This is a genomic window from Apibacter sp. B3706 (genome assembly GCF_011082725.1).
Classification (GTDB): Bacteria; Bacteroidota; Bacteroidia; order Flavobacteriales; family Weeksellaceae; genus Apibacter.
On sequence record NZ_CP049715.1, the window covers coordinates 50128 to 74195 of the forward strand.

Here is a 24068-nt window from a genome sequence, read left to right on the forward strand (position 1 = left end):
ACGTTATTTACAAATAAAATATGAAATTATTAAATAAAGATGTATATTAGTAGCTTCAAAATTTATATTTTTAATAAAAATAGCGAACAATGAAAAAAAAGTATACTGTTTTTCTTTTAATACTTACGCTTTCTGTTTATGCTCAAGAAGGAAAAGTAAAAGAAACTTCTGAAAAAGGAGTTTATTTTGAACAGAATGGGGAAATGATTTTAGTTTATAGGGGATCAAAGGAAGGTAAAGCTAATAGTGGCTATACATTCACTTATGGAAAAGATGGAACATTAGAAGTAAAAGGAAAAGCATCTGCTCCTACATTTAAATCACCCAATGATGTGGTAATAGTTCAAGATGCTGCAGGAAATCGATATTGGAAATTGATTGATGGAACTATTGTAAAAACAGAATTAGCGGGAGAAGTATCAAAATCTGCGGCTGCTAAAGAAGTTTCTGTAATCAGAAAAGAAGAAAATAATGCAGTAGTAAATGAAGTTCCGGTTGAAACAGTAATTAAAGAAGTTCCTATAGAAGTTGTTGAAGAAAAAATAATTGAAACACCGGAAACAGTAAATGCTTTACCGGAAAAAGAAATAGAAATAGAAATTGAAGAGGCAGACATAGCTGAAGAAAAACCTGAAGAGGAAACACTAATACCGGAAGCTCAATTTATAAATGAACAAGATTCAGATGATGTATCTGAGACTGAACAAGCAGAGTCTATCGCTATTCCTACTCCGTCTGCTACAGAAGAGGTGGAAACAGTACCTAGTTCTTCTAGCATAGTTATAGATGAAAATGAATCAAAAAATATAGAAGAAATTTCAACCCCAACTCCGCAAATTGAAGAAGCAGAAACAGTAGAAATCGAATCTATTCCTAGTCAAGAAGCTAATTCAGAAGTTTCAGTACCATCAGAAGAAAAAATTATTTTAGAAGAAGATGCCCCGGAAGAAGATAAAACTATAATTTCTACTATAGGAGATGATGGAATTGAAGAAATTCAAGTGATAGATGGAGAAGTAGGAGATGTGTCTAATATGTTTGAAAAAAATTATGAAGACATGTCTAGAAAGGAAAAGAAATTATATAAAAAGAATGAAAAAAAATTAATGAAGCAATTAGAAAAAGAACTTAAAAATTAATAGATATAAAATTTAATATAAAAAATGAACCTATTCGGTCTACCACTGAATAGGTTCAATTTTTTTTGAGGTTAAATATTCATTAGTAAGACTAAAAGGTCTTGAACCGAAAAAGCCTCTATGTGCGGATAAAGGAGAGGGGTGTACCGATTTAATTATGAAATGTTTTCGAGTATCTATTAAATTAATTTTCTGTTGTGCATAGCTTCCCCATAAAATAAATACAACATGTTCTTTTTCTTCAGATATTTTATGAATTACAGAATCCGTGAACGTTTCCCATCCTTTTTTTTGGTGAGAACCCGCTTGATGGGCTCGTACCGTTAAAGTAGCATTGAGCAAAAAAACACCCTGTTTGGTCCATGGAGTTAAATCCCCCGACTTTAATTCAATACCGGTATCATTTTTTAATTCAATAATAATATTCCTTAAAGAAGGCGGATATACTATTCCATTGGGAACAGAAAAACATAATCCCATAGCTTGTCCTTCTCCATGATATGGATCCTGTCCCAGTAAAACCACTTTTACTTGATCAAAGGGAGTCAATTCAAAGGCCTTAAAAATATTTTTACCTTTTGGATAGCAAGTATGTTCTTTATATTCTTGCTTAACAAAATTTATTAAAGATGAAAAATAAGGCTTTTCAAATTCAGGCTTTAATAAATTTTTCCATGATTCTTCAATATTTATATTCATTCAGTAAAGGTAAAAATAAATATAAAAATAGTTGGAAATAAGACAAATATTAAGCAGAATATGTGTTGAAATTTAATGCTTTAATTTTATTTTCTGAAATTAGATCTTGTAAGCATTCATGAATTTTTTCAAAAGAAACATTCCTAAATTCGGCATAAATATCCTCTCTGCTTCTAGGCTGTTCTTTTATATAAGATAAAATATCTTTCAGGTAAGATTGTTCATCTAATTTGGATTTACAACATACATCACACTTACCGCATATTTGATTGGTTTTTTCACCAAAATATCCAAGGATTAATTTCATCCTGCAATATTTTGAATTTTTGATAAAAAATTCCAACTCTTTATATTTAACTAATTTATTTTGTTGTATAAGTTGAAATTCATTCCAAAAGCTTCCTAAAAGTTTTTGATCGTTTCGTGGTTCTAAAAAGTAAATTTTTTGCTTATTACCATCAACGTAAGAAATATCGCCTGATTGGTTATATTTAATGAATTTGGAGTGTAATACGGAAAGAGGAATTAAAAGGCTGTCGGCTAATTTTTTTTCATCAAATTTTATTTGATAAGAAAAAACACCTGTTATTTTTCTGGCAATTTTTTCAAATAAAAAGGAATCATTGCCGTAAAAATTAGTGTCAAGTCTTTCTATAGGAAAGTTAATTTTAAGCAGACTATCTGAAGGCTCATATTTCCATTGAAGAACTGAGCTATTATGAAGAAATTCTAAAATAGGTATAATCTTACTTTTATTAATTTTTGTACGTTGTTGAAATAATTTCAAGTCGAAATCAAAAATTGTATCGGGTAACTCATTAGGAACAATACAAAACATTGAATATAAATAACGGATAACTTTTTCATATTCCGATTTTGAAGATATAGTTTGTATGAGTGATGAGTATATATCAGAAAGTTCCGCTTCATTCCATAATAAAAATGTATGTGATAAAAGTCCGTCCCTTCCTGCACGACCAACTTCCTGATAATAATTTTCTAATGAATAAGGAGGAGAAAGATGAATGATCACACGAACGTCTTTCTTATCTATACCCATTCCAAAAGCATTTGTTGAAATTAGAATTTGGTTGGTACTTTCCGTCCAATTTTTTTGTCTTTGCATTTTTTCACTAGGGGATAATCCTGCATGAAAAAATTCAACCTCAAATCCCTTTCTTTTTAAAGTTTCAGACAAAGTTTTAGTTTCATTACGAGTTCTACAATAAATAATTCCCGAACCCTTATACCTATGTAAAATTCTTTCAATTTCCCCAAATTTGTCTCCGGCATTTAAAACTTGTAAAGAAAGATTTTCTCTATTAAATGATCTTTTAAATACCTGAACATTATGTAAATCAAGTTTTTTTATTATTTCAATTAAGACCTTTTCAGTTGCGGTTGCAGTAAGTGCCATGCAAGGAATTTGAATCCCGATATATTCTCTAAACTTTATAATTTGTTGATACGATGGACGAAAATCATTACCCCATTCAGAAATACAATGAGCTTCATCAACTGCGATAAACGAAATTTCAATATCTTTAATGATCTCTAGAAAAGTTTTATTTAACAATCGTTCCGGAGATACATATAATAATTTCAATTCATTATTTCTCAATTTATTAAATACGGAAAGTTGTTGATCCGCTGTTTGATCCGAAGAAATATACTCGGCCGGAATTAATTTCCTTTTTAATGAATACACTTGATCCTTTATAAGAGCCAATAATGGAGAAATAATAATACAAGTGCCTTGAACCAAAAGAGCGGGGACTTGATAGCAAATAGATTTTCCTGCTCCTGTAGGTAAAAGAGCAATATTATCTTTACTTTCCAATATAGAAAGTATGATCTCTTTTTGAAGAGGTCTGAATTCTTTATACCCCCAGTAAGATTCAAGAATTTTATTTGGTAATGAAAAGTCCATTTAGACTAGAATTTTTATTGGCATGTAACAAATATATAAAAGAAAAAATTATCCTAATTTGAATTGACCCAATTGTTTGGTGTTGATTTTATGTAAGATAAATTAAAAAAGAATTATATATTTACAGGCAAGATAAACAAGTATTAAAAAAAATACTTAAAAAAAGTGATTTTAACGTAACAAAATTTGTTAAGATAATACAAATTATAGTGAAATAAGTTGTCATGAATAATAAGGTTCTTAAAATAGTTTTATCTGTTGCTTTTATTGCACTTTTATTGTATTGTATATGGTACGTAATTATAACCAATACACGATCTAATGATAAGTTTGAGACAGAGTCTCCGGTTACTATGACTATTCAGCAAAAAGCTGTGGCAACCGGTAAAATTAATCCAAAAGAAAAGATAGAAATCAAACCTAATATTTCCGGGATTATCAAGGAGATTTATATTAAAGAAGGAGATGAAGTAAAAGTAGGACAATTATTGGCTACAATTAAAGTGGTTCCGGTCGTTTCTACAGTAAATACTGCTATGCAGAATATAAATTCAGCAGAAATTAAGTTAAATAATCAAAAAAGAATTTTTGAACGTCAAAAATTATTATATGAGCAAGGAGTAATTTCTAAGCAGGATTATGAAAGTGCTGAAACGGAATATAAAATAGCAAAACAAAATTTAATTCAAGCACAGAAAGATTATGATATTGCTAAAACAGGTATTACTTCAGGATTAGAAGATTTAGCGAGTATTCAAGTTCGTTCTACTGCAAATGGACAGGCACTGGAAGTACCCGTTGAAGTAGGGGATCAGGTAATTGAAGCTAACACATTTAATGCAGGAACAACTATTGCAAGCATTGCCGATGTCAGCAAAATGATATTTGAGGGTAAAGTGGACGAGTCAGATGCAGGGAAAATGCATGAGGGAATGAAATTAAAAATAATAATCGGAGCGCTTCAAGACAAAGATATAAATGGTATTTTAACCTTTATTTCTCCTCAAGGTAAAGAAGAAAACGGGGCTGTTAAATATGAAATTAAAGCAGATATAATTATTCCGGAAGGGGTTTCCATTCGCGCCGGATATAGTGCCAATGCAGAAGTAATATTAAGTGAGAGAAAAAATATTTTAGCAATGAGAGAAGCTTTAATGCAATATGATGGAGAGAGACCTTTCGTTGAAGTACAACAGCCTGATGGAAAATTCAAAAAAGTTTATGTAAAACTAGGGTTATCAGACGGAATATTTGTTGAAGTTCAAGGTATTTCACTGAAAGATCAAATTAAAATATGGAATTCTTCAGACGAAGATAAATCATCAAGAAAAAAGTAGTTTTGAAAAAATAGTTTAAACAAGCACCTGATGTAAATCAGGTGTTTTTTATTTTATAAAATCTAAATCGATCTTTATTTGATAGTATAAAAATTATCAAAACATAAGATTTCTAAAGTTATTCCACAGGGTAATATTTTTATTATACCATTAAAAATTCTATTTTACTCTTGAGTACTGATACTTATATAATTAAATTTAAAAAGAACCATGTGAAGATTTTTTCAAAAATGGAAATTTAAATTAACGTATTTTTGTACTTATGATTTCAAAAGAGACCATAGATAAGATTTTCTCTACGGCAAGAGTGGAAGAAGTAATATCGGATTTTATAAACCTGAAAAAATCAGGGAGTAATTATAAAGGCTTAAGTCCTTTTGTAGATGAAAAAACGCCGTCATTTATGGTTTCCCCATCCAAACAGATTTGGAAAGATTTTTCATCCGGTAAAGGCGGTAATGTGGTTACCTTTATAATGGAACAAGAACATTATACCTATCCGGAGGCCTTACGCTATCTGGCAAAAAAGTATAATATTGAAATTGAAGAAGACAGTAAAGAACTGTCTGACAGTCAAAAAGAATTACAATTAAATAAAGAAAGCCTATATCAATTATCAGAGGTTGCCAATGAATATTTTCAAAACCAACTTTGGAAAACTGAAGAAGGTAATACCATAGGAATATCTTATTTTAGAGAAAGAAGTATACGGGATGACATTATTAAACAATTCCAATTAGGGTATTCACCGAAAGAGTGGGATTCATTTACACATTTTGCATATGAGAAAGGGTATAAAAAAGAAATATTAGAGCAATCCGGTTTAAGCATTTTTAAAGAAGGATCAGATAAAGGATTCGATCGTTTTAGAGAGCGAGTACTATTTCCCATTCATAGTTTTTCGGGAAGAGTATTGGGATTTGGAGGTCGGATATTACAAAATAATGCAAAAACGGCTAAATATGTTAATTCCCCTGAAAGTGAAATCTATCATAAAAGTCAAGTTTTATATGGGTTATTTCATGCAAAATCTTTTATCATTAAAGAAGATAATTGTTATTTGGTGGAAGGATATATGGATGTAATATCCCTTTATCAAAATGGTATTAAAAATGTAGTAGCCTCTTCAGGAACTTCATTAACTGTTGAGCAAATTAGATTAATAAAAAGGTTAACCAACAACATTACTGTTTTATATGATGGGGATCAAGCAGGAATTAAAGCTTCATTCAGAAGCATAGATATGATCCTTGAGCAAGAAATGAATGTTAAAGTATTGCTGTTTCCGGATGGAGAAGATCCGGATAGTTTTGCAAGAAAACATACTGCCGATGAAATAGAAGCATTTTTTAAAGAAAACAGTAAAGATTTTATTCAATTCAAAACAGATGTTTTATTAAAAGAAACGAACGGCGATCCCATAAAAAAGGCCGGATTAATTAGAGATATAGTTGGGAGTATAGCCTTAATAAAAAATCTTATTCAAAAAGAGATTTATGTAAAAGAATGTTCGAGAATATTGGATATCTCGGAGCAAGTTCTGTTTAGTGAATTGGCTCAACTAACACAACAAAATATACATTCTAGAGATCGGAATACAAGAAAACAAGTTGCTTTACAACCTGTAACTACATCTCAACAAGAAGAAATTGATTTTACCTATAAAATTGAAGAAGATATTTTAGAATTAATGCTATCCTATGGAGACCATGAAATTTTAATAAACTATGTGGAAGAAGAAGAACCCTATAAAACTACTGTAATAGAAGAAATTGTTCACCGCTTAAAAGAAGATGATTTACAATTTACCGTAGATTTTTACAATAGAATTTATTTGGAAATCATGGAAGGTATTGAAAACAATCAATTGAGAACCGGAGAATATTTTGTTAAATCTAAAGAAGTCGACATCACCGAATTTGCCGTAGGAAAATTATTAAAAAAATACTCAATAAGCAATAATTGGGAACTCAAAGAAATATATGTTCCAACACTAGAGCAAAATCTTGCAAAAAACACAAAAGATGTAATACTTAAATACAAAGCGATAAGAATAGCGGAAATGAATAAAAATTTAGCTAAAGAATTAAGTTCGGGGAATATATCAGAAGAAAGAAGATTAGAAATTTTTAATCAGATTATAACTTTAGATAAGCTTCTAAAACAAATACATAAGCTGGAAAATCGGGTAATTTAAAAAAAGATATTTAGGTTAATTTAAAATTCGATATATTTGCTTACATAAAGTAAACTAAAAAGCAAACTATGGGTATTAGTGCATTTTTTAGATTATTTCAACCAAAAGATAAGGTTTTCTATACTTTATTCGAACAAGTTGTTGATAATCTGGCTGCCATGTCCAAGGATATGGTAGAAGGAATGAAATCACAAGAAACTATAACAGAAGCATTTTATAAAAAAATGGAAGATTATGAACATGCTAATGATAAGTTGTCTCACCATATTTTTATAGAATTAGGTAAAAATTTCATTACCCCTTTTGATCGAGAAGATATACATCAGTTAACTTCTGCACTTGATGATATTGCTGATATCTTGTTCGCATCCTGTAAATACATATTACTGTACAAATCTCCGTATATTCCGGCATATTTTACATTTGCAAATCTGATACATGACTGTGTATTAGAGCTGCAAAAAGCAATCTATAATCTAAGAAACTTTAAGAAACCCAAAGAGGTATTGGCTTCATGTGTAGAAATCAATAGAATTGAAAATGTTGCCGATGACTTTTTTAGCAAAGAAATTGGAGATTTATTTGAAAGCAAAAGAGATGTATTAGATATTATAAAACTGAAAAATGTATTAGAATATTTAGAAGATGTCACAGACAAATGTGAAGATTCAGCAAATATTATAGAATCTATTTTAGTTAAATATTCATAACCTTTTTTCATGACTCTACTTATAACCATCGTCATATTAGCATTAATATTTGATTATATTAATGGTTTTCACGATTCGGCAAATTCAATAGCCACGATTGTATCGACAAAAGTATTAACGCCATTCCAGGCAGTATTATGGGCAGCATTTTTTAATTTTGTTGCCTATTTTGTTTCTTTATATATCGTAGGAGAATTTAAAATAGGAAATACGATAGCAAAATCTGTTCATGAGAATTTTATTACTCTCGAAGTTATCTTTTCAGGACTGGTAGCTGCAATCATATGGAATTTATTTACCTGGTGGGCGGGTATTCCTTCTTCTTCATCCCATACATTAATAGGAGGATTTATAGGAGCGGCTGTTGCTCATGTTGGCGGTTTCAGTAAAGCAGGAGAAACAGTAGTCAATTATCCCGTAGTTATCCCAATTATTTTATTTATTTTCATAGCACCGATAATTGGAATGATCGTCTCATCCATCATTACACTCATAATAATGAATATTTGTAGAAATGCCAATCCTTACAAAGCAGATAAATGGTTTAAAAAATTACAATTAGTGTCTTCTGCAGCTTTTAGTATAGGTCATGGAGGTAATGATGCTCAAAAAGTAATGGGAATTATTGGTGCAGCCTTTATCTTCTATGAAGTGAATATTGCCCATTCTGCAGAATATGTTAATCTAACGACAGCCGAAAGATTTCAGCATTTTACAACCGATTATTGGTGGGTGCCCATAAGCAGTTTTATAGCAATTGCTTTAGGAACTATGTCAGGAGGATGGAAAATTATTAAAACAATGGGAACTCGTATTACGAAAGTAACTCCTTTAGAAGGGGTAACAGCAGAAATATCCGGTGCAATTACCTTATTCCTTAGTGAACATTGGGGGATTCCGGTAAGTACAACCCATACTATAACAGGTTCAATAATTGGAGTAGGATTGGTTAAAAGGGTATCTGCCGTACGCTGGGGAATTACCATTAAATTATTGTGGGCATGGGTTCTAACTATTCCGGTAAGTGCAGTATTAGCAATGATCGTTTATTCTATAGTTAAACTCTTTATGTAATACTAATAAGCCTATCTTTTAGACGAAAAAAAATTTTTTAACAATAAAGAACATTCATCTTTTAAAACTCCCGATACGTATTCCGTTTGAGGATGAAGAGATAAGCCTTTAGACTGAAAGCCTCTTTTTTCATCTGATGCCCCTACAACAACTCTGCTTATTTGAGACCAATATAAAGCTCCGGCGCACATTGTACAAGGCTCTAAGGTAACATACAAAGTACAATTAGTAAGATATTTTGCACCCAGTAAATTACTGGCAGCGGTAATAGCTTGCATTTCGGCATGAGCCGTAACATCAACTAATAATTCAGTTAAATTATATGCTTTAGCTAAAATTTTGTTATTACTGACTATAATGGCACCCACCGGGACTTCATCCTTATACATAGCTTCTTTAGCTTGTTGTAAGGCTATTTTCATATAGTATTCATCGGTAAACATGATTAGTTATAAAATTTTAAATCAACTGTTTAAATCATTATTTTTAGTAGGAGTATTTAAAATATGACCGCAATGTTTACAGTATATAGCATCCGCTTCATTATTTATGGTATTACAAAAATTACACTTTTTACTGTTTAATTGATTTTTTTTATGTCTGGTATATTCAGCAGATAACAAACCTGCCGGAACGGAAATAATAGAATATCCTAAAATCATAATTCCCGATGCAATAATTTTCCCTAAGACCGTTACAGGAGCTACGTCTCCATAACCAACAGTTGTCAAAGTAACTACGGCCCAATACATCGATTGAGGAATACTGGAAAAACTTTCTCGATTTCTTCCTCCTTCAATTACATACATTAAAGATCCTAAGATTAACGTAGTAATTATGATGAAATATAAGAATACAAAAATTTTACGTTTACTTCGTCGTAAGGAAATTAAAAGAGAATTACTTTCATCGATATAAGTACCCATTTTAAAAATCCTGAAGATTCGCAAAAGCCTTAGTATACGTATGATGGCTAAATAATGCGATTGTACGAAAAAAATACTTAAATAGGTTGGAATGATCGATAATAAATCAATAATTCCATAAAAGCTGGTCGAATATTTTTTTGCTTTTTTGGCACTGGATATTCTTAAAATATACTCTACGGTAAAAGAAATAGTAACCCACCAATCCAGTATATAAAGCCAAAATCCGATTTTTGAACTAATACCAGGAACACTTTCCAACATAATAATTAGAGTGCTTAAAGTGATGAAAAAGAGAAGAATGATGTCAAATATTTTACCTTTCACCGTATCAGACTCAAAAATAATGTCGTGAAGTTCAGCCTTCCAAATGGCAGTACCTTTTTTACATTCCGGTGTCTTACCTATAAAAAATAATTTTATTTCTTTTACAATTTTTTTCACAACTAAATTATTAATAGTAAAAAAATTATCTTATTATTAATTAATATGATAACAAAGATAAAAATAAAATTAATTATACTTAAAATGAATACCCTGAATTGTTCATTTAGTAGCGAATTTGTTTATATTTTAAAGAATTTATATAAAAACATGTATAGGTTGAAGATTAATTTTATATATTTGTAAAATAAAGATAAATTAAATTAACAAACAATAAAGTTTTTTACCATGAAAGAGAAATTTTATATAGATGAAACTGATAAGAAAATTTTACAATTTTTATCTATTAATACCAGAATGCCTTTTACCGAGATTGCAAAAAAAATGGATGTATCCGCAGGAACAATACACGTAAGAGTTAAAAAGATGGAAGATGTAGGAGTTATTAAAGGAACATGTTTAAATATTGATTATAATATTTTAGGTTATAGTTTTATAGCTTATGTTGGGATTTTATTAACCAAATCAAGCAAAACTCAAAGTGTATTAGAAAAATTAGCAGCAATACCAAACGTAACAACCGCTAATGTAATTTCAGGTAAATACAATATTTATTGTAAAATCAGCGCAAAAGATGCTGAAGATGCAAAAAATGTTATTTATAAAATAGATGATATTGATGACGTATTAAGAACAGAAAGTATGATTTCTTTAGAAGAAAGCATCAATGATCAAAACCGATTAATGGATGCTTTGTTTAAATAAAAATAATGCTTCCTGAAGAAAAAGAAATTTATTTTAAAGTAGCAATTTCTGTATCTTTGGTTTTATTTGGGTTTGATGGGGAAATGCTGCGTATTTTATTAAGTAATGATACAAAAAATGGACCTTTTAAAGGAGCTCCAAGACTTCCCTCAGTTTATGTGAAAGCCCATGAGGGCATTGATTCAAATGTAGAAAAATTATTATTCTTACATACACAAAAAGACCACATATTTGTTGAACAACTAAAAGCTTTTGCAAAAGTTTTTAGAAATCCACTAGGAAGGGTAGTAAACATTGCTTACTACGCAACGGTAAAATTAGATGAAGAACTATTGCAATACACTAAAGAAAGAGGTGAAGAATGGGTTGAATACTCAAAAATCCCGGACTTAGCATTTGATCATAATGAAATCATTGATTATGCAAAAGAACGGTTGAAACGGAGAGTTAAAAGAAGACCCATAGGTTTTTATCTATTACCGGAACATTTTACCATTTCGCAATTACAAAAGTTGTATGAAACCGCATTAAATCGAGAAATGGATAAAAGGAATTTTAGAAAAAAAATTGTTAATTCTCAATTGATTTTAGAAACAGGTTTAACAGATAATTCCTCGTCAAGAAAATCAGCAAAATTGTATAAATTTGATGAAGAAAAATATCAGAAACTTAGCTTAAAAGGATACGATTTTTTATTTTAAAATTATCAAAAAATACTTCATAAATTAGATGAACAGGAGGAATATTATTCCTCCTGTATTTTTTATATACCATTATAAATGTTGTATATTTACTTAAGTTACTAAATAATAATATATGAGTAGTGATGAAGAAATTTTCGGAAAGCGCCCAAAAGAATATTTTGAAGTAAAAGAAAAAAAATCAATACCTTTTATTCTTTCATGTATTTACATGGGCTTTATGGGCTTTATACCTATCTTTCTGGGTATTCTTGGCTTTATGAAAATTTATTTTCCCGGTGCTCCCGCTTGGTTTTTTATTCTAAATATCATTTTAGGAATAGTAATGATTATCGGATCGATCAGTACCTATTATTTTAAAAAATGGGGAGTTTTTCTTTTCGGTTTGACCTTATTTGTAGATATTTTATTTCATTTATCGTTAGGATTTGAAGAGCTTGATGCAATTAACGGCTTATATTTATTTATAGGTTTTGCTTTAGTTCCCATAATACCTCGATGGAAATTTTTTAACTAAATGATACGATCATACAAAATATTGAAAAATTAAAATATCCTATAGGCACTTTTAAAATTCCTGAAAACATATCTAAAGAAGATATAACTTTATGGATTACTCAATTAAAATCTTTTCCGGAAAGATTAAAACAAGCAGTACTTCCACTATAAGACACGCAGTTAGATACGCCTTACAGATCGGGTGGATGGACTATAAGACAGCTAATGAGCAAGTAATCGGTTATTTACATGGCATGGATATTATCATTTAGCCCATATAACAAATTCAATTGATTTATAGCTATATAGTTCTAATACTCAGTAATCCTTTAAGTTAGTTATAATTGTAATATATAATTTTTTTCTGTATATATACGAAAATCTTAAATGATCCAAAGGTCAGAATCGGCTGAATTTAAAATATGTAGATATTCGAATTAATAAAAAGGCCATAAAATACTGAGAATTTTTTTAATAGCTAAATTAAAATAATAAAGACTTAGTTAACATTGTCGGTTGATATAATTAATCATTAAACGTTACTTTTGTATTTCAATCATTGCCAAATTAAAAATGTATGAGAATAGATATTATAAGTGCGGTGCCAAAACTACTAAAAAGTCCTTTAGAAGAATCAATTATGAAAAGGGCGCAAGACAAAGGATTGGTACAACTATATTTCCATGATTTACGGGATTATGGACAGGGAAATTATAGGCAGATTGATGATACTCAATATGGAGGAGGTGCAGGAATGGTTTTAATGATTGAACCGATTGATAAATGTATTTCCCAACTACTTTCCCAAAGATCATACGACGAAATTATCTATATGACTCCTGATGGCGATACTTTAAATCAGAAAACATGCAATACACTTTCACTAAAAGAAAATATAATTATACTTTGTGGGCATTATAAAGGTGTAGATCAAAGAGTACGTGATTTATATATTACCCGTGAAATATCTATTGGTGATTATGTACTAAGCGGAGGAGAATTAGGAGCTTGTGTACTGGTTGATGCCATAGTCAGGCTGATACCCGGGGTTTTAAGTGATGAGACATCTGCCTTATACGATTCATTTCAAGATAATTTACTTGCACCTCCGGTTTATACCCGTCCGGAAGAATATAAAAATTTGAAAGTTCCGGATATACTCTTGAGTGGTAATTTTGCAAAGATAGATGAATGGAGACAGGAAATGTCTTACAAACATACACAAGAGAGAAGACCCGATTTACTAAATGAAAATTAATACCACTATTAATTAAAAATTATGGATGAAATAATTAATAAAGTCGAAAAAAGCGGACTCATTACTCTAGATTTAGAAGATTTTTATCCTAAAGAACCCAGGATGCTATTTGATTTAAAAGACTATTTATATGAAGGTTTAGTTTTAAGAGAAAAAGAGTTTCGTGAGAGTCTTTCAAAATTGGATTGGAAAATGTATGAAAATGCTTATGTAGCAGTAACTTGTACATCTGATGCAATTGTGCCTTCCTGGTCATATCTATTAATTGCTAATTATTTAACAGGAGTGGCAAAGTTAATATCATTCGGCACTTTAGAGGATTTGGAAAGAGACATATTTACAGAAATTATAGATAAAATGGACGTGGATAGTTATAAAGATAAAAAAATTATTATTAAAGGCTGCTCACGCAAACCCGTTCCACAAAATGCTTATTTACAACTTATACAAAAACTTAAGCCTATAGCTTCTTCCTTAATGTTTGGAGAGGCTTGTAGTACTGTTCCTATTTTCAAAAAGAAAAAATTATAATTTAAAATTTCAAAAAATTACTGACAGGAATAAAAAATTGTTAATAATTTTTAGTTATTTAACTGTTTCATTCACTAGTATTTGACTGTGAAATTATTAACTTAATAAAAGTTTTTGAAAAAGTAAAATTTAGAAAACTGAAGCTAATAATTCAACGATTATTTTTTCTCTAACTTATTTTTTATTCGGTTAGCTTCTTTAATGAATTCATATAAATGTTTAGATTCTCCATTTTCCAAATAAGATTTAAATTTAGTCAACTTTTCCAAATAAGTAGTAAGAATAGGTAGAATATATTTGGAATTTTGTTCAAAAATAGGAAGCCACATATCAACGGAACTTTTAGCCAGTCGAACAGTAGAAGCAAACCCTCCGGATGCTAAATTGAATATGGCAGCATCATCTTTTTCTTTTTCAAGAACGGAAACGGCCAAAGCATAGGAAATAGCATGAGAAAGATGTGAAACATACCCCACATGTTCATCATGAGATTCCGCATCCATAAGAATAAGTCGCGATCCCAAATGATAATAAACTTGAGAAACCAGATGAACTGCTTTTGGATGAGATTCATTGGAGTTGCATAGGATAGCAGCCCGATCTTTAAATAAACCATGAAAGGCAGCAGATGGACCGCTATATTCCGTTCCTGCCATGGGATGAGAAGGGACGAATGATTTTCTGTTTGAATGATTTTTAACCTTTTCAATCAAAGAAGATTTAGTACTTCCCACATCCATAAGTACCGAACCGTCAGGGAGAATATCCAATAGGTGAGGTAGAAGTTTAATGCTTACATCGACCGGAGTGGATAGAATGGTTAATTCGGAAGAACGTATTGCCTCGTCCATCGGCATAATTTCATCGACAATGGATAATTCCAAGGCTTCTTTTTCGTGAAGTTTAGACTTATCGGTCCCTATAACTTTTGAAGCAAATCCGCTTTTTTTAAGATCCAGAGCTATAGAACCTCCAATCAAACCTAATCCGATGACACTTATAGTTTTTGACATATAAAGATTCAAAGATAAAAAAAATCGGTTCTTAAAAAAAGAAACCGATTGGGTATTTTAAAAGTATGTTAAGAACGGCTTATACTGTCATGATCTCTTTTTCCTTAACGGAAAGATGTTCTTCTGCCAATTTAACATATTTATCAGTCAACGATTGTATTTGCTCTTCTCCATTTTTCTTTTCATCTTCTGAAGCACTCTCTATCTTTTTTATATCGGCATTTGCTTCTTGTCTGGCTTTTCGAATACCAACCTTAGAATTTTCGCATTCTGCTTTTGCTTGTTTTACTAAGTCTTTTCTTCTTTCTTCTGTTAAAGGAGGAATGTTAATAATAATATTTTCCCCGTTATTATTTGGAGTAAAGCCTAAATTGGATTGAAAAATAGCTTTTTCAATAGCGCCCAAAGTAGATTTTTCCCAAGGCTGTATACTAAGAGTCATTCCATCGGGAACGGAAATATTGGCAACTTGAGATAAAGGAGTAGGAGTCCCATAATATTCCACTAAAATGTTTTGTAGCATGAGTGGGTTAGCCCGCCCTGCTCGTATTTTATTAAAAGCTGACTCTAAATGTTTTAGAGAGGATTCCATGCTTTCCTTAGTCGTATCTATAATTAAATTTATTTCTTCCATAATTTTCAGATAAGTTGCCTTGCAAATATAAACTATTAATTAATTAAATAGAAACTAAAGTTCCTACTTCTTTACCTTCAATAATTTTTCTTAAATTCCCTTCTTTGTTCATATCAAATACAATGATAGGAAGCGCATTTTCTTGACTTAACGTAAAAGCAGTCATATCCATAATTTTAAGTCCTTTTTTATAAACTTCATCAAATGAAATACTGTTGAATTTTACTGCATTTTTATTTTTTTCCGGGTCTGTATCATAAATACCGTCTACTCGAGTCCCTTTTAAGATAACTTCAGCGTTAATTTCGATAGCTTTTAATGTAGCGGCTGTATCAGTAGTAAAGTAAGGGTTTCCGGTTCCTGCACCAAAAATTACAACTCTTCCTTTTTCCAAATGTCTGTCAGCTCTTCGCTTAATAAAAGGTTCTGCAATTTGATCCATTTTTATGGAAGTTTGCAATCGGGTATGTACTCCCATTGCCTCCAAAGAACTTTGTAAAGCCATTCCGTTAATAACCGTGGCAAGCATTCCCATATAGTCGCCTTGAACCCTGTCAATACCGGTAGCAACTCCCGCAACTCCTCTGAATATGTTTCCGCCTCCTATAACAATTGCTATTTCTACTCCCATTTCAGAAATTTCTTTTATCTGTTTAGAGTAACTTTGAAGAATTTCAGAGCTTATTCCATATTGTTGATTTCCCATTAAAGCTTCTCCACTTAACTTTAAAAGTATTCTTTTATATTTCATGATTAACTAGCGTATATTTATTATTTTTTGACAATGAATTCGAAAAGGATAGTAATGCTATATACTTAAATAGAAGAGTTAAAAGAAAGTAAATAGTTACAGAAAGTACTATAAATAGTAATAAAATCATTTATGTTAAATTTCTGTATGCAAATATAATAAGGAATTTTTTAAAAAATGTAACTGCTTTTTATTTTTCCCTTAATGTGCTGTTCTCACTTCCATTTAAGAATTAAACATATTTTACGATTTATGAATTCATTAAAAATGTTTTCAAATCGGAAAAATTATTTTCAAGAGGCGTAGCCGAACTTATTTTATGATCCAACTCTTTTACTTGTTCAGGTATAATAATTTTATTTTTTAAGTTTTCAGGATATACATCCATAAATTTACAAGGATGAGCAGTAGATAAAAATATGGTGAAATCTTGTGGATGATTATACTTCTTTGCAGCTAAATAAGCAACTGCAGTATGAGGACAAGCGATATAGTTGTATTTTTCATATAATTCATTAATACCGTTCATCGTTTCTGAATCTGTAAATGAATAAGCAGATATAAGATTACGCAAAGAATCTAAGCTTTCATTAAATAAATCGGTTATTCGTACCCAATTACTAGGATTTCCTACATCCATGGCGTTAGATAAAGTTTGTATGGATGGTTTAGGTTCATAAGAACCCTTTTGTAAATATACGGGAACAGTATCATTTACATTAGTAGCTGCAACAAAATGTTTTACAGGGAGACCTGATTTATAGGCTAGTAACCCGGCACCAATATTACCAAAATTTCCACTGGGAACTACAAAAACTATATCTTTCTTATTCTTTTTGACTGCTTGAGCATAAGCATAAAGGTAATAGAAAGTTTGCGGCAATAACCTTGAAATATTGATGGAATTAGCAGAAGTTAATCGTAATTTTGAATTAAGTTCAGCATCATTAAAAGCCATTTTAACTAAAGCCTGACAGTCATCAAAAGTTCCATTTACCTCCAAAGCTCTAATGTTTTGACCGTTTGTAGTCAATTGTTTTCTTTGTATTTCACTGATTTTACCTTTCGGGTATAAAATAGTTACCCGAGTACCTTCAACCCCTAAAAAACCTAAAGCGACAGCACCTCCTGTATCTCCTGAAGTAGCCACCAGAATATCCAACGTTTTATCGTTTTTGTCGGATAAATAAGCCATAAGTCGACTCATAAAACGAGCTCCGAAATCTTTAAATGCTAACGAAGGTCCGTGAAATAATTCCAATACAGCCAAATTTTCTTCTAGTGATACCAATGGGGCATCAAAACTAATCGTTTCCTTTATAATTTTTTCCAAGTCTTTTTTAAGGATATCTTCTCCAATAAAAGAATGGGCAATTTCTAAAGCCATTTCAGGAAAAGAATAATCCGTAATATTCTGAATAAAAGTTTCCGATAATTTTGGGATATGCCAAGGCATATACAATCCTTTATCAGAAGGAAAGCTGGTAAATACGGCTTCTTTAAAAGAAACGGAAAGATTTTTATTATTTGTGCTATATAGTTTCATGATAGAGTAGATTATATGGCTGAATTATGAAAGTACAGTTGCTCCTTTACAATTTATAGGAGAGGAATAACCATTGCTTTCTATTTCGTGATTTTTAAGATGTTCTTTAAGTTTTGAAGTAATTGTTTTTGCTGTTTCAATTCCTTTGGTAAAAGCAACTACTGAAGGTCCGGAACCTGAAATACCGAAACCTAAGGCCCCGCATTCCATAGCAATTCTTCTCATGGCTTCAAATTCGGGTATAAGAATGGAACGGGTAGGTTCAATTAATTTGTCTTGTAAACTTCTGGACAGTAAGTTGTAATCCTCTGTAAATAAACCTGTTATTAATCCGGCAATATTTCCCCATTGGGAAACGGCGTCTTTTAGTTCAACTTTATTCTTTAAAATTTGTCTGGCTGCGCGAGTCTGAACCTCTACATGAGGAAAAATAATGGAACAACAAAGTTCCGTAGGCACGGGAAGGTTAATTACTTCCAACGGTTGATAGCTTCTAATTAAAGTTATCCCACCCATTAAAGAAGGGGCAACATTATCGGCATGGCCATGCCCGCAAGCCAGTTCTTCACCCTTTAAGGCAAAAGGCAACAGTTCTTTTTTAGATAATGGTTCTCCTAAAAGCTGGTTAATAGCATACAGACCCGCTATTGTACTTGCAGCACTAGAGCCCAGACCGCTACCGATAGGCATTTTTTTATGAAGTTCTATTTCAATTCCGTAATTTTTTTTACCTAAAAAATCGAGAATCATTTTTACACATGCACTTACCGTATTTTTATCCGGATGGGTAGGTAAAAGTCCTTGATCTCCGGTTATCTTAGTAATTCTTATTCCGGGTTCATCCACGCGTTTTAAAAAAACTTCATCTCCCGGCTCATTCAACGCTAATCCTAAAATATCATATCCACAAATAAAATTAGCTGAAGTCGCCGGAGCAAATACATGCACACTATCTTTTTCTTTCATCGAAATTTGAAAACGTTCAATTTTTAGTGAGACAAATGTAAGCTAATTATATGTGATTTCAAAAGACTAACTTTTTTAAACAATAGGTGTATCAGGTTTATAATTCTATAAGATTTAATACTTTTCTTAAATATTACGATGCGATTAAGTTGTCCTATTTTTTAATAAATTTTATATGTCTTATTTTATAATAAAGCCTATACCTAAATTAAAAAAAATAGTTTTCAACCTAAAATCTAATAGATATCTAGATTTTATAAAAAATTAATTAGCTCCTACATTAATAAGATCAGCAAAAACCCCCGCTGCGGTAACTTCAGCACCTGCTCCCGGACCTTTTATTACCAATGGATTAAATTTATATCGCTCTGTTGTAAATGAGATAATATTATCACTTCCCGTTAAATTGTAAAAAGGATGAGAAGCATCCACGAATTCCAAATTTACGGAAGCCTTTCCATCTTCCAACTTTCCTATATATCGTAATACTTTATTTTCATTTTCAGCCTTTTCTTTCAGCTCGTTGAAATAAGAATCAGATTTTTTTAATTCTTCATAAAAGTCTTCAATCGAGGGAGCTTTGAAACAGCTTTCAGGAAGGATAGCTCCTAACTCAACATCTTTTTCTTCAATTTGATATCCGGCATCACGCGCGAGAATTATCATTTTACGCATAAAATCTTTTCCGCTCAAATCCTCTCGAGGATCCGGTTCCGTATAGCCTAATTCATGAGCTTTTTTAACAATCTCATAAAAAGAAGTATTGCCTCTAAAATTGTTGAATATATAAGAAATAGTACCGCTTAAAATAGCCTCAATTTTGATGATCCTGTCCCCGCTGGTCATTAAATCCTTTAAAGTCCGTATGATGGGTAATCCGGCTCCTACATTCGTTTCATAAAAGAAATCGACGCCTCTTCTTCTGGCAGTATCTTTTAAATCTTTATAATCTTTATATGAAGAGGAATTAGCTATTTTATTACAGGTAACTACCGAAACATTAGATTCGAAAAGTTCTTTGTAATAAGTTCCGGTCATTGGACTTGCAGTATTATCCACAAAAATACAGTTGGAAAGATTCAATAACTTTATTTTTTGGATGAATTCATCCAAATTAGAGGGTTCTCCCTTATTTATTCTTTCTTGCCATTGTGTAAGATCAATGCCTTCTTCATCAATAATCATTTTTCTGGAATTAGCTATTCCGTTTATCTTTACTTCAATACCATTGTTTTCACGTAAAAAATCACTTTGAGCATCGATTTGTCGCAACAAGGTTGCCCCGATATTTCCTGTTCCTACACTGAATACATGAAGTGTTTTAGTTAGTTGAGTGAAAAACGCATCATGAACAGCATTCAGAGCTTTAGATATATTTTTACGTTTTATTATAACCGAAATATTGTATTCGGATGATCCTTGTGCAATAGCATGTATGTTGATTCCATTACGTCCTAAAGCCTGGAAAAGCTTGCCCGAAATCCCCGGGGTTTGTTTCATATTTTCACCAACTATGGCTAATACACATAAGTTTTCTTCAATGATTGGCGGATTTAGTTTATTGGTTTCCAGTTCCAATTCAAATTCATTGTTGAAAAGCTGTTTTGCTTTATGAACATCCTTGGGCTCAATGGCAAATGTAATGCTGTGTTCGGAAGACGATTGGGTAATAAGGATTACATTAATATGTTCGCGTGCTAATAAAGAAAAAAGTTTGCCGCTGAAGCCAATCTTGCCAATCATTCCGCTTCCCGTAATATTGATCAGGCTGATTTCATCTATGGAAGAAATACCCCGAATCGGGTATGCATTTTTATGAGTATGTTCTTCAATCCTTGTTCCTTTAAAAGAAGGATTAAAGGTGTTTTTCAATACAATAGGTATTTTTTTTCGAAAAGCCGGAATCATGGCTGGAGGATAGATAACTTTCGCTCCAAAATAAGATAATTCCATTGCTTCCGTATAGGAAAGTTCAGATAATGAAAAAGCCTTTTTTACGACACGAGGATCTGCGGTTAACATACCGTCTACATCAGACCAAAGCTCAATTTCTTCTGCATCTAAGGCGGCAGCTATTATGGCCGCCGTATAATCACTGCCTCCTCTTCCTAATGTCGTAATTCGATTGTTTTCATTGGAGGCTATAAAACCTGTAAAAAACATGATTTGATGTGAATGCTCTTTGTAAAACTCTTGCAATAAATGTTCTGTAACGGGAGTATGTACTCGGGCATTTCCAAAATTGCTGTCTGTTTTTATAAGGATTGAAGCATCTACATAAATACTTTCTGAAAAATATTGTTTGGCTATTTGACTCAATAAAAAAGTGGAGCATTTTTCTCCATAACTTAAAATAAGATCTTTGCTTTGAAGACTGAGTTCCCTCAAGCTATAGACTCCTTGCAAAAGATCTTCGATCTCGTTTATAAAAATCTTAATCTGAGTAAATGCAGGATTTTGATTTTTAACCGTAATCATTTCTTTAATAACCGTAAAATGTCTTTGTTCAATTTCAATAAGACCTTTTTTAAAATCCTTTCCCTCAGAGGCAATTTGTGCTAGTTCCGTTAAAATATTGGTAACTCCGCTCATGGCAGATGATACAACTATAAATTTTTCGCCTGAAGCATATTTGTTCTGCAGAATATTAAGTACATTTTGTATACTTTGACCGGAACCGACAGATGATCCTCCAAATTTTACTATTTTCATACGATTACTATCAATTGGTTACAATTTTAGTGAAATTTTATAGGATTAAAAAATATTACTTGAAAATGCATTTAAATATTTTTTATAGAATAAAAGTATATTCAGATAAGTTGTTAAAACTTTGAATTAAATATATGCATAATTTAAGATCAGTTATTTTTATGTAATGTTTGATAAAAAATTAATTATGATTTAACAGAAGTATTACAGCTCAAGATTGTTAATTATATATAAATACATTATATATAAAGATATAAACCATATTAAATAAAAAATAAGTTTTTATTTATTTTTGTGTGGAAAATAAAAGCTTATTAGAGAAAAATATGAATTGGATCTTGTTAATTATCGGCGGTTTGTTTGAAGTCGGATTTACCTTTAGTTTAGGGCAAGCAAAAAATTCTCAAGGAAATGCCGTATACTATTGGTATATCAGTTTTTTAATTTGTATGATTTCGAGCATGTTATTGTTGATTAAGGCTTCTCAAACCCTTCCGTTAGGTACAGCTTATGCAGTATGGACCGGTGTAGGAGCAGTGGGCACAGTATTGTTAGGAATATTTGTTTTTAAAGAACCGGCAACCTTTTGGAGAATATTTTTTATAATTACTCTGGTTAGCTCCATAGTAGGCCTTAAATTTGTATCTAATCACTAAAAGCAATTGATTAATTGTTTATTATAATTTACAAAAGAATTTATTTAAAATTTTTATACATAATTAAAAACGATTTAATCTACTAAATTTTATAAAACAAAAAAAGCAATTAACTTTCAATTAGTTAATTGCTATTTATTTTGATGCATATGAAGGGAGTTGAACCTTATAATTTATTTACATTAGATTATTATTAAATATATTTATATAAAATGTATAAATATAAATAGGTGTAAAATAATCTAATTAAATACAATATAATCGTGCAAATATCATTCATATTCTTGCTTTTGTATAAGCGCAATTATAAATCATAAAACCTTGGCTAATAGTTAATTTCTCTATTGAAGCAAATCTAAATTGGAAATAAGAGCAATAACACTTCGCTTAATTTATAAGAACGAAATAGACCTATTTTATTAATACAGGTTATATTTCACATAGAAAATTTTGGTTTAAAAGTGATGGTAAACAACATGATTTGCCTTATGATAAACTTGCAGGAGTAAAAAAAGAGAAAGATGATTTAGGTAAATTAGAAAACCATATTATTGAAATATTCAATCTAGATAATAATGATGATATTGAAATAAGTAAAGATTTGTTAAAGTTAAAAATAGATATTTTCATTAAGAGAAAACCAGAGAATGAAATTAGCCAATATGACATATCAGAGAAGTATTATAAATTAGGAAAATTAGTATATTTATATGAAAATTAAAACCTGTTATAAATGAAGAAAGTTCTTGCATTTATAAGTATATGTTATCTTATATCAGGTATAATAGGGGTAATTATCTGGAATATTCCGAAGTCACAAAATACTGTTAATCCCATTCAGTTACTATTCACATTGTTATTAATGATTACTCCTGCTTTAGTAGCATTTAAAGTAGAAAAAAGGAAATTTTTGGTAACATCAGAAAAATTTCAATTAAATTTTAAAAATATTAACTGGAAACAAACTTTTAAATATCTGCTGATAACCAATTTGTTACTTCCGATTTTAGTGATGTTTTATGGGTATTTATTTGGGAATGTATTAGAAATTGAACCCTTTGGAAAACTAATTACAAGTTATCGACAATTAAGTCCAGAAATTTTACAAAAAATACCATCTATATTAAAAATCGACTATTTATTATTCCTATTGGTTCCACTAATGTTCATCGCAAGTTTAATGTCCTCAATATCTATAAATGGTTTCATTGCTTTGGGGGAGGAAATTGGTTGGAGAGGCTTTTTAGAGAAAAATTTAAATTTTTCTTTTTTTAAAAAAAATATAATAATCGGGATCATTTGGGGAGCATGGCACACACCCATAATAATATCTGGACATAATTATCCTAACCACCCTTATTGGGGGATTCTTATGATGGTTTTATTATGTATTGCTATATCATTCTACTTTTCTTTTGCCTTAAAAAGAACACAAAGCCTATTTGTCATTGGCGCTTTACACGGAGGGATTAATGCTATTGAACAAACGTTAGCTTTTATACAGATTGATTATAATGATTTATTTGGCCCTATTGGATTATTAATGTTTTTCTCAGTATTAACAGTATTTTTAATAGATTTTACTTTAAGTAAAAAAACAAATGAACCATTAAATTTTATTTCATAAATTTATAATAAGAA

General features: G+C 30.7%; 24 protein-coding genes. 14 read left to right on the forward strand and 10 right to left on the reverse strand.

Features of this window, described 5'->3' with window-relative positions; translation table 11 throughout:
* Nucleotides 1-89 precede the first annotated feature (89 nt).
* A complete protein-coding gene (locus tag G8C41_RS00225; protein ID WP_166004676.1) occupies nucleotides 90-1139 on the forward strand; it encodes a hypothetical protein in 1050 nt (349 codons plus the stop codon).
* A 39-nt stretch (nucleotides 1140-1178) separates the two neighbouring features.
* Here the strand turns inward: G8C41_RS00225 and G8C41_RS00230 are convergent, their stop codons facing one another.
* Both G8C41_RS00230 and G8C41_RS00235 read right to left on the reverse strand, forming a co-directional pair.
* Complete coding sequence (locus tag G8C41_RS00230; RefSeq protein ID WP_166005759.1) at nucleotides 1179-1838, reverse strand: uracil-DNA glycosylase; 660 nt, start codon at nucleotides 1836-1838, stop codon at nucleotides 1179-1181.
* Between the two features lie 49 nt (nucleotides 1839-1887).
* Nucleotides 1888-3768, reverse strand: coding sequence for an ATP-dependent DNA helicase RecQ (locus G8C41_RS00235; protein WP_166005760.1), 1881 nt, complete (start codon nucleotides 3766-3768; stop codon nucleotides 1888-1890).
* Between the two features lie 224 nt (nucleotides 3769-3992).
* Here G8C41_RS00235 and G8C41_RS00240 point away from each other — a divergent pair, with 224 nt between their 5' ends.
* From G8C41_RS00240 to G8C41_RS00255, 4 genes are all read left to right on the forward strand, one after another.
* Nucleotides 3993-5105: an efflux RND transporter periplasmic adaptor subunit gene (locus G8C41_RS00240; RefSeq protein WP_105296773.1), complete on the forward strand. Its 1113-nt coding sequence runs from the start codon at nucleotides 3993-3995 to the stop codon at nucleotides 5103-5105.
* A 262-nt stretch (nucleotides 5106-5367) separates the two neighbouring features.
* Nucleotides 5368-7302, forward strand: a complete 1935-nt coding sequence (dnaG, locus tag G8C41_RS00245; RefSeq protein WP_160568912.1) for a DNA primase — start codon at nucleotides 5368-5370, stop codon at nucleotides 7300-7302.
* 68 nt (nucleotides 7303-7370) lie between these two features.
* Nucleotides 7371-8012 carry a DUF47 domain-containing protein gene (locus G8C41_RS00250; protein WP_105296771.1) on the forward strand — a complete coding sequence of 214 codons (642 nt, stop codon included), beginning with the start codon at nucleotides 7371-7373 and terminating at the stop codon, nucleotides 8010-8012.
* Nucleotides 8013-8021: 9 nt separating this feature from the next.
* Entirely contained in the window at nucleotides 8022-9086 is a 1065-nt protein-coding gene (locus G8C41_RS00255) for an inorganic phosphate transporter (protein WP_160556941.1), read from the forward strand.
* Nucleotides 9087-9097: 11 nt separating this feature from the next.
* Here the strand turns inward: G8C41_RS00255 and G8C41_RS00260 are convergent, their stop codons facing one another.
* A complete protein-coding gene (locus G8C41_RS00260; RefSeq protein WP_160568914.1) occupies nucleotides 9098-9529 on the reverse strand; it encodes a nucleoside deaminase in 432 nt (143 codons plus the stop codon).
* Nucleotides 9530-9550: 21 nt separating this feature from the next.
* Nucleotides 9551-10456: an ion transporter gene (locus tag G8C41_RS00265; RefSeq protein WP_255466945.1), complete on the reverse strand. Its 906-nt coding sequence runs from the start codon at nucleotides 10454-10456 to the stop codon at nucleotides 9551-9553.
* 228 nt (nucleotides 10457-10684) lie between these two features.
* Here G8C41_RS00265 and G8C41_RS00270 point away from each other — a divergent pair, with 228 nt between their 5' ends.
* The 6 genes from G8C41_RS00270 to G8C41_RS00295 all read left to right on the forward strand — a co-directional run bounded on the left by G8C41_RS00270 (nucleotide 10685) and on the right by G8C41_RS00295 (nucleotide 14149).
* Nucleotides 10685-11161 (forward strand): Lrp/AsnC family transcriptional regulator, encoded by a 477-nt coding sequence (locus tag G8C41_RS00270; protein WP_105296768.1) that lies wholly within the window; start codon nucleotides 10685-10687, stop codon nucleotides 11159-11161.
* 5 nt (nucleotides 11162-11166) lie between these two features.
* Entirely contained in the window at nucleotides 11167-11862 is a 696-nt protein-coding gene (locus tag G8C41_RS00275) for an NUDIX hydrolase (protein ID WP_160568916.1), read from the forward strand.
* A gap of 115 nt (nucleotides 11863-11977) precedes the next feature.
* Entirely contained in the window at nucleotides 11978-12379 is a 402-nt protein-coding gene (locus G8C41_RS00280; RefSeq protein WP_160568918.1) for a hypothetical protein, read from the forward strand.
* 91 nt (nucleotides 12380-12470) lie between these two features.
* Complete coding sequence (locus tag G8C41_RS00285) at nucleotides 12471-12632, forward strand: hypothetical protein (RefSeq protein ID WP_160568920.1); 162 nt, start codon at nucleotides 12471-12473, stop codon at nucleotides 12630-12632.
* Nucleotides 12633-12937: 305 nt separating this feature from the next.
* Nucleotides 12938-13618, forward strand: coding sequence for a tRNA (guanosine(37)-N1)-methyltransferase TrmD (gene trmD, locus G8C41_RS00290; RefSeq protein ID WP_166005761.1), 681 nt, complete (start codon nucleotides 12938-12940; stop codon nucleotides 13616-13618).
* Nucleotides 13619-13639: 21 nt separating this feature from the next.
* Nucleotides 13640-14149, forward strand: coding sequence for a DUF2480 family protein (locus G8C41_RS00295; protein ID WP_166005762.1), 510 nt, complete (start codon nucleotides 13640-13642; stop codon nucleotides 14147-14149).
* Between the two features lie 158 nt (nucleotides 14150-14307).
* Here G8C41_RS00295 and G8C41_RS00300 read toward each other — a convergent pair whose 3' ends face one another.
* The 6 genes from G8C41_RS00300 to thrA form a co-directional block, all read right to left on the reverse strand.
* Nucleotides 14308-15162, reverse strand: coding sequence for a prephenate dehydrogenase (locus tag G8C41_RS00300; protein WP_166005763.1), 855 nt, complete (start codon nucleotides 15160-15162; stop codon nucleotides 14308-14310).
* A gap of 79 nt (nucleotides 15163-15241) precedes the next feature.
* Nucleotides 15242-15796 carry a ribosome recycling factor gene (gene frr, locus G8C41_RS00305; RefSeq protein ID WP_160541719.1) on the reverse strand — a complete coding sequence of 185 codons (555 nt, stop codon included), beginning with the start codon at nucleotides 15794-15796 and terminating at the stop codon, nucleotides 15242-15244.
* A 43-nt stretch (nucleotides 15797-15839) separates the two neighbouring features.
* Nucleotides 15840-16547, reverse strand: a complete 708-nt coding sequence (gene pyrH, locus G8C41_RS00310) for a UMP kinase (RefSeq protein WP_105296761.1) — start codon at nucleotides 16545-16547, stop codon at nucleotides 15840-15842.
* A gap of 250 nt (nucleotides 16548-16797) precedes the next feature.
* Nucleotides 16798-18093, reverse strand: coding sequence for a threonine synthase (gene thrC / locus G8C41_RS00315; RefSeq protein WP_160568925.1), 1296 nt, complete (start codon nucleotides 18091-18093; stop codon nucleotides 16798-16800).
* Between the two features lie 24 nt (nucleotides 18094-18117).
* Nucleotides 18118-19059 (reverse strand): homoserine kinase, encoded by a 942-nt coding sequence (locus G8C41_RS00320; RefSeq protein ID WP_166005764.1) that lies wholly within the window; start codon nucleotides 19057-19059, stop codon nucleotides 18118-18120.
* Nucleotides 19060-19323: 264 nt separating this feature from the next.
* Nucleotides 19324-21771, reverse strand: a complete 2448-nt coding sequence (gene thrA / locus G8C41_RS00325; RefSeq protein ID WP_166005765.1) for a bifunctional aspartate kinase/homoserine dehydrogenase I — start codon at nucleotides 21769-21771, stop codon at nucleotides 19324-19326.
* A 326-nt stretch (nucleotides 21772-22097) separates the two neighbouring features.
* Between thrA and G8C41_RS00330 the strand changes: the two genes are divergently transcribed.
* The 3 genes from G8C41_RS00330 (at nucleotide 22098) to G8C41_RS00340 (ending at nucleotide 24054) form a co-directional block, all read left to right on the forward strand.
* Nucleotides 22098-22427 (forward strand): DMT family transporter, encoded by a 330-nt coding sequence (locus G8C41_RS00330; RefSeq protein ID WP_160541723.1) that lies wholly within the window; start codon nucleotides 22098-22100, stop codon nucleotides 22425-22427.
* A gap of 481 nt (nucleotides 22428-22908) precedes the next feature.
* Nucleotides 22909-23148: a hypothetical protein gene (locus G8C41_RS00335; RefSeq protein ID WP_166005766.1), complete on the forward strand. Its 240-nt coding sequence runs from the start codon at nucleotides 22909-22911 to the stop codon at nucleotides 23146-23148.
* Nucleotides 23149-23160: 12 nt separating this feature from the next.
* A complete protein-coding gene (locus G8C41_RS00340) occupies nucleotides 23161-24054 on the forward strand; it encodes a type II CAAX prenyl endopeptidase Rce1 family protein (RefSeq protein ID WP_166005767.1) in 894 nt (297 codons plus the stop codon).
* Nucleotides 24055-24068 lie beyond the last annotated feature (14 nt).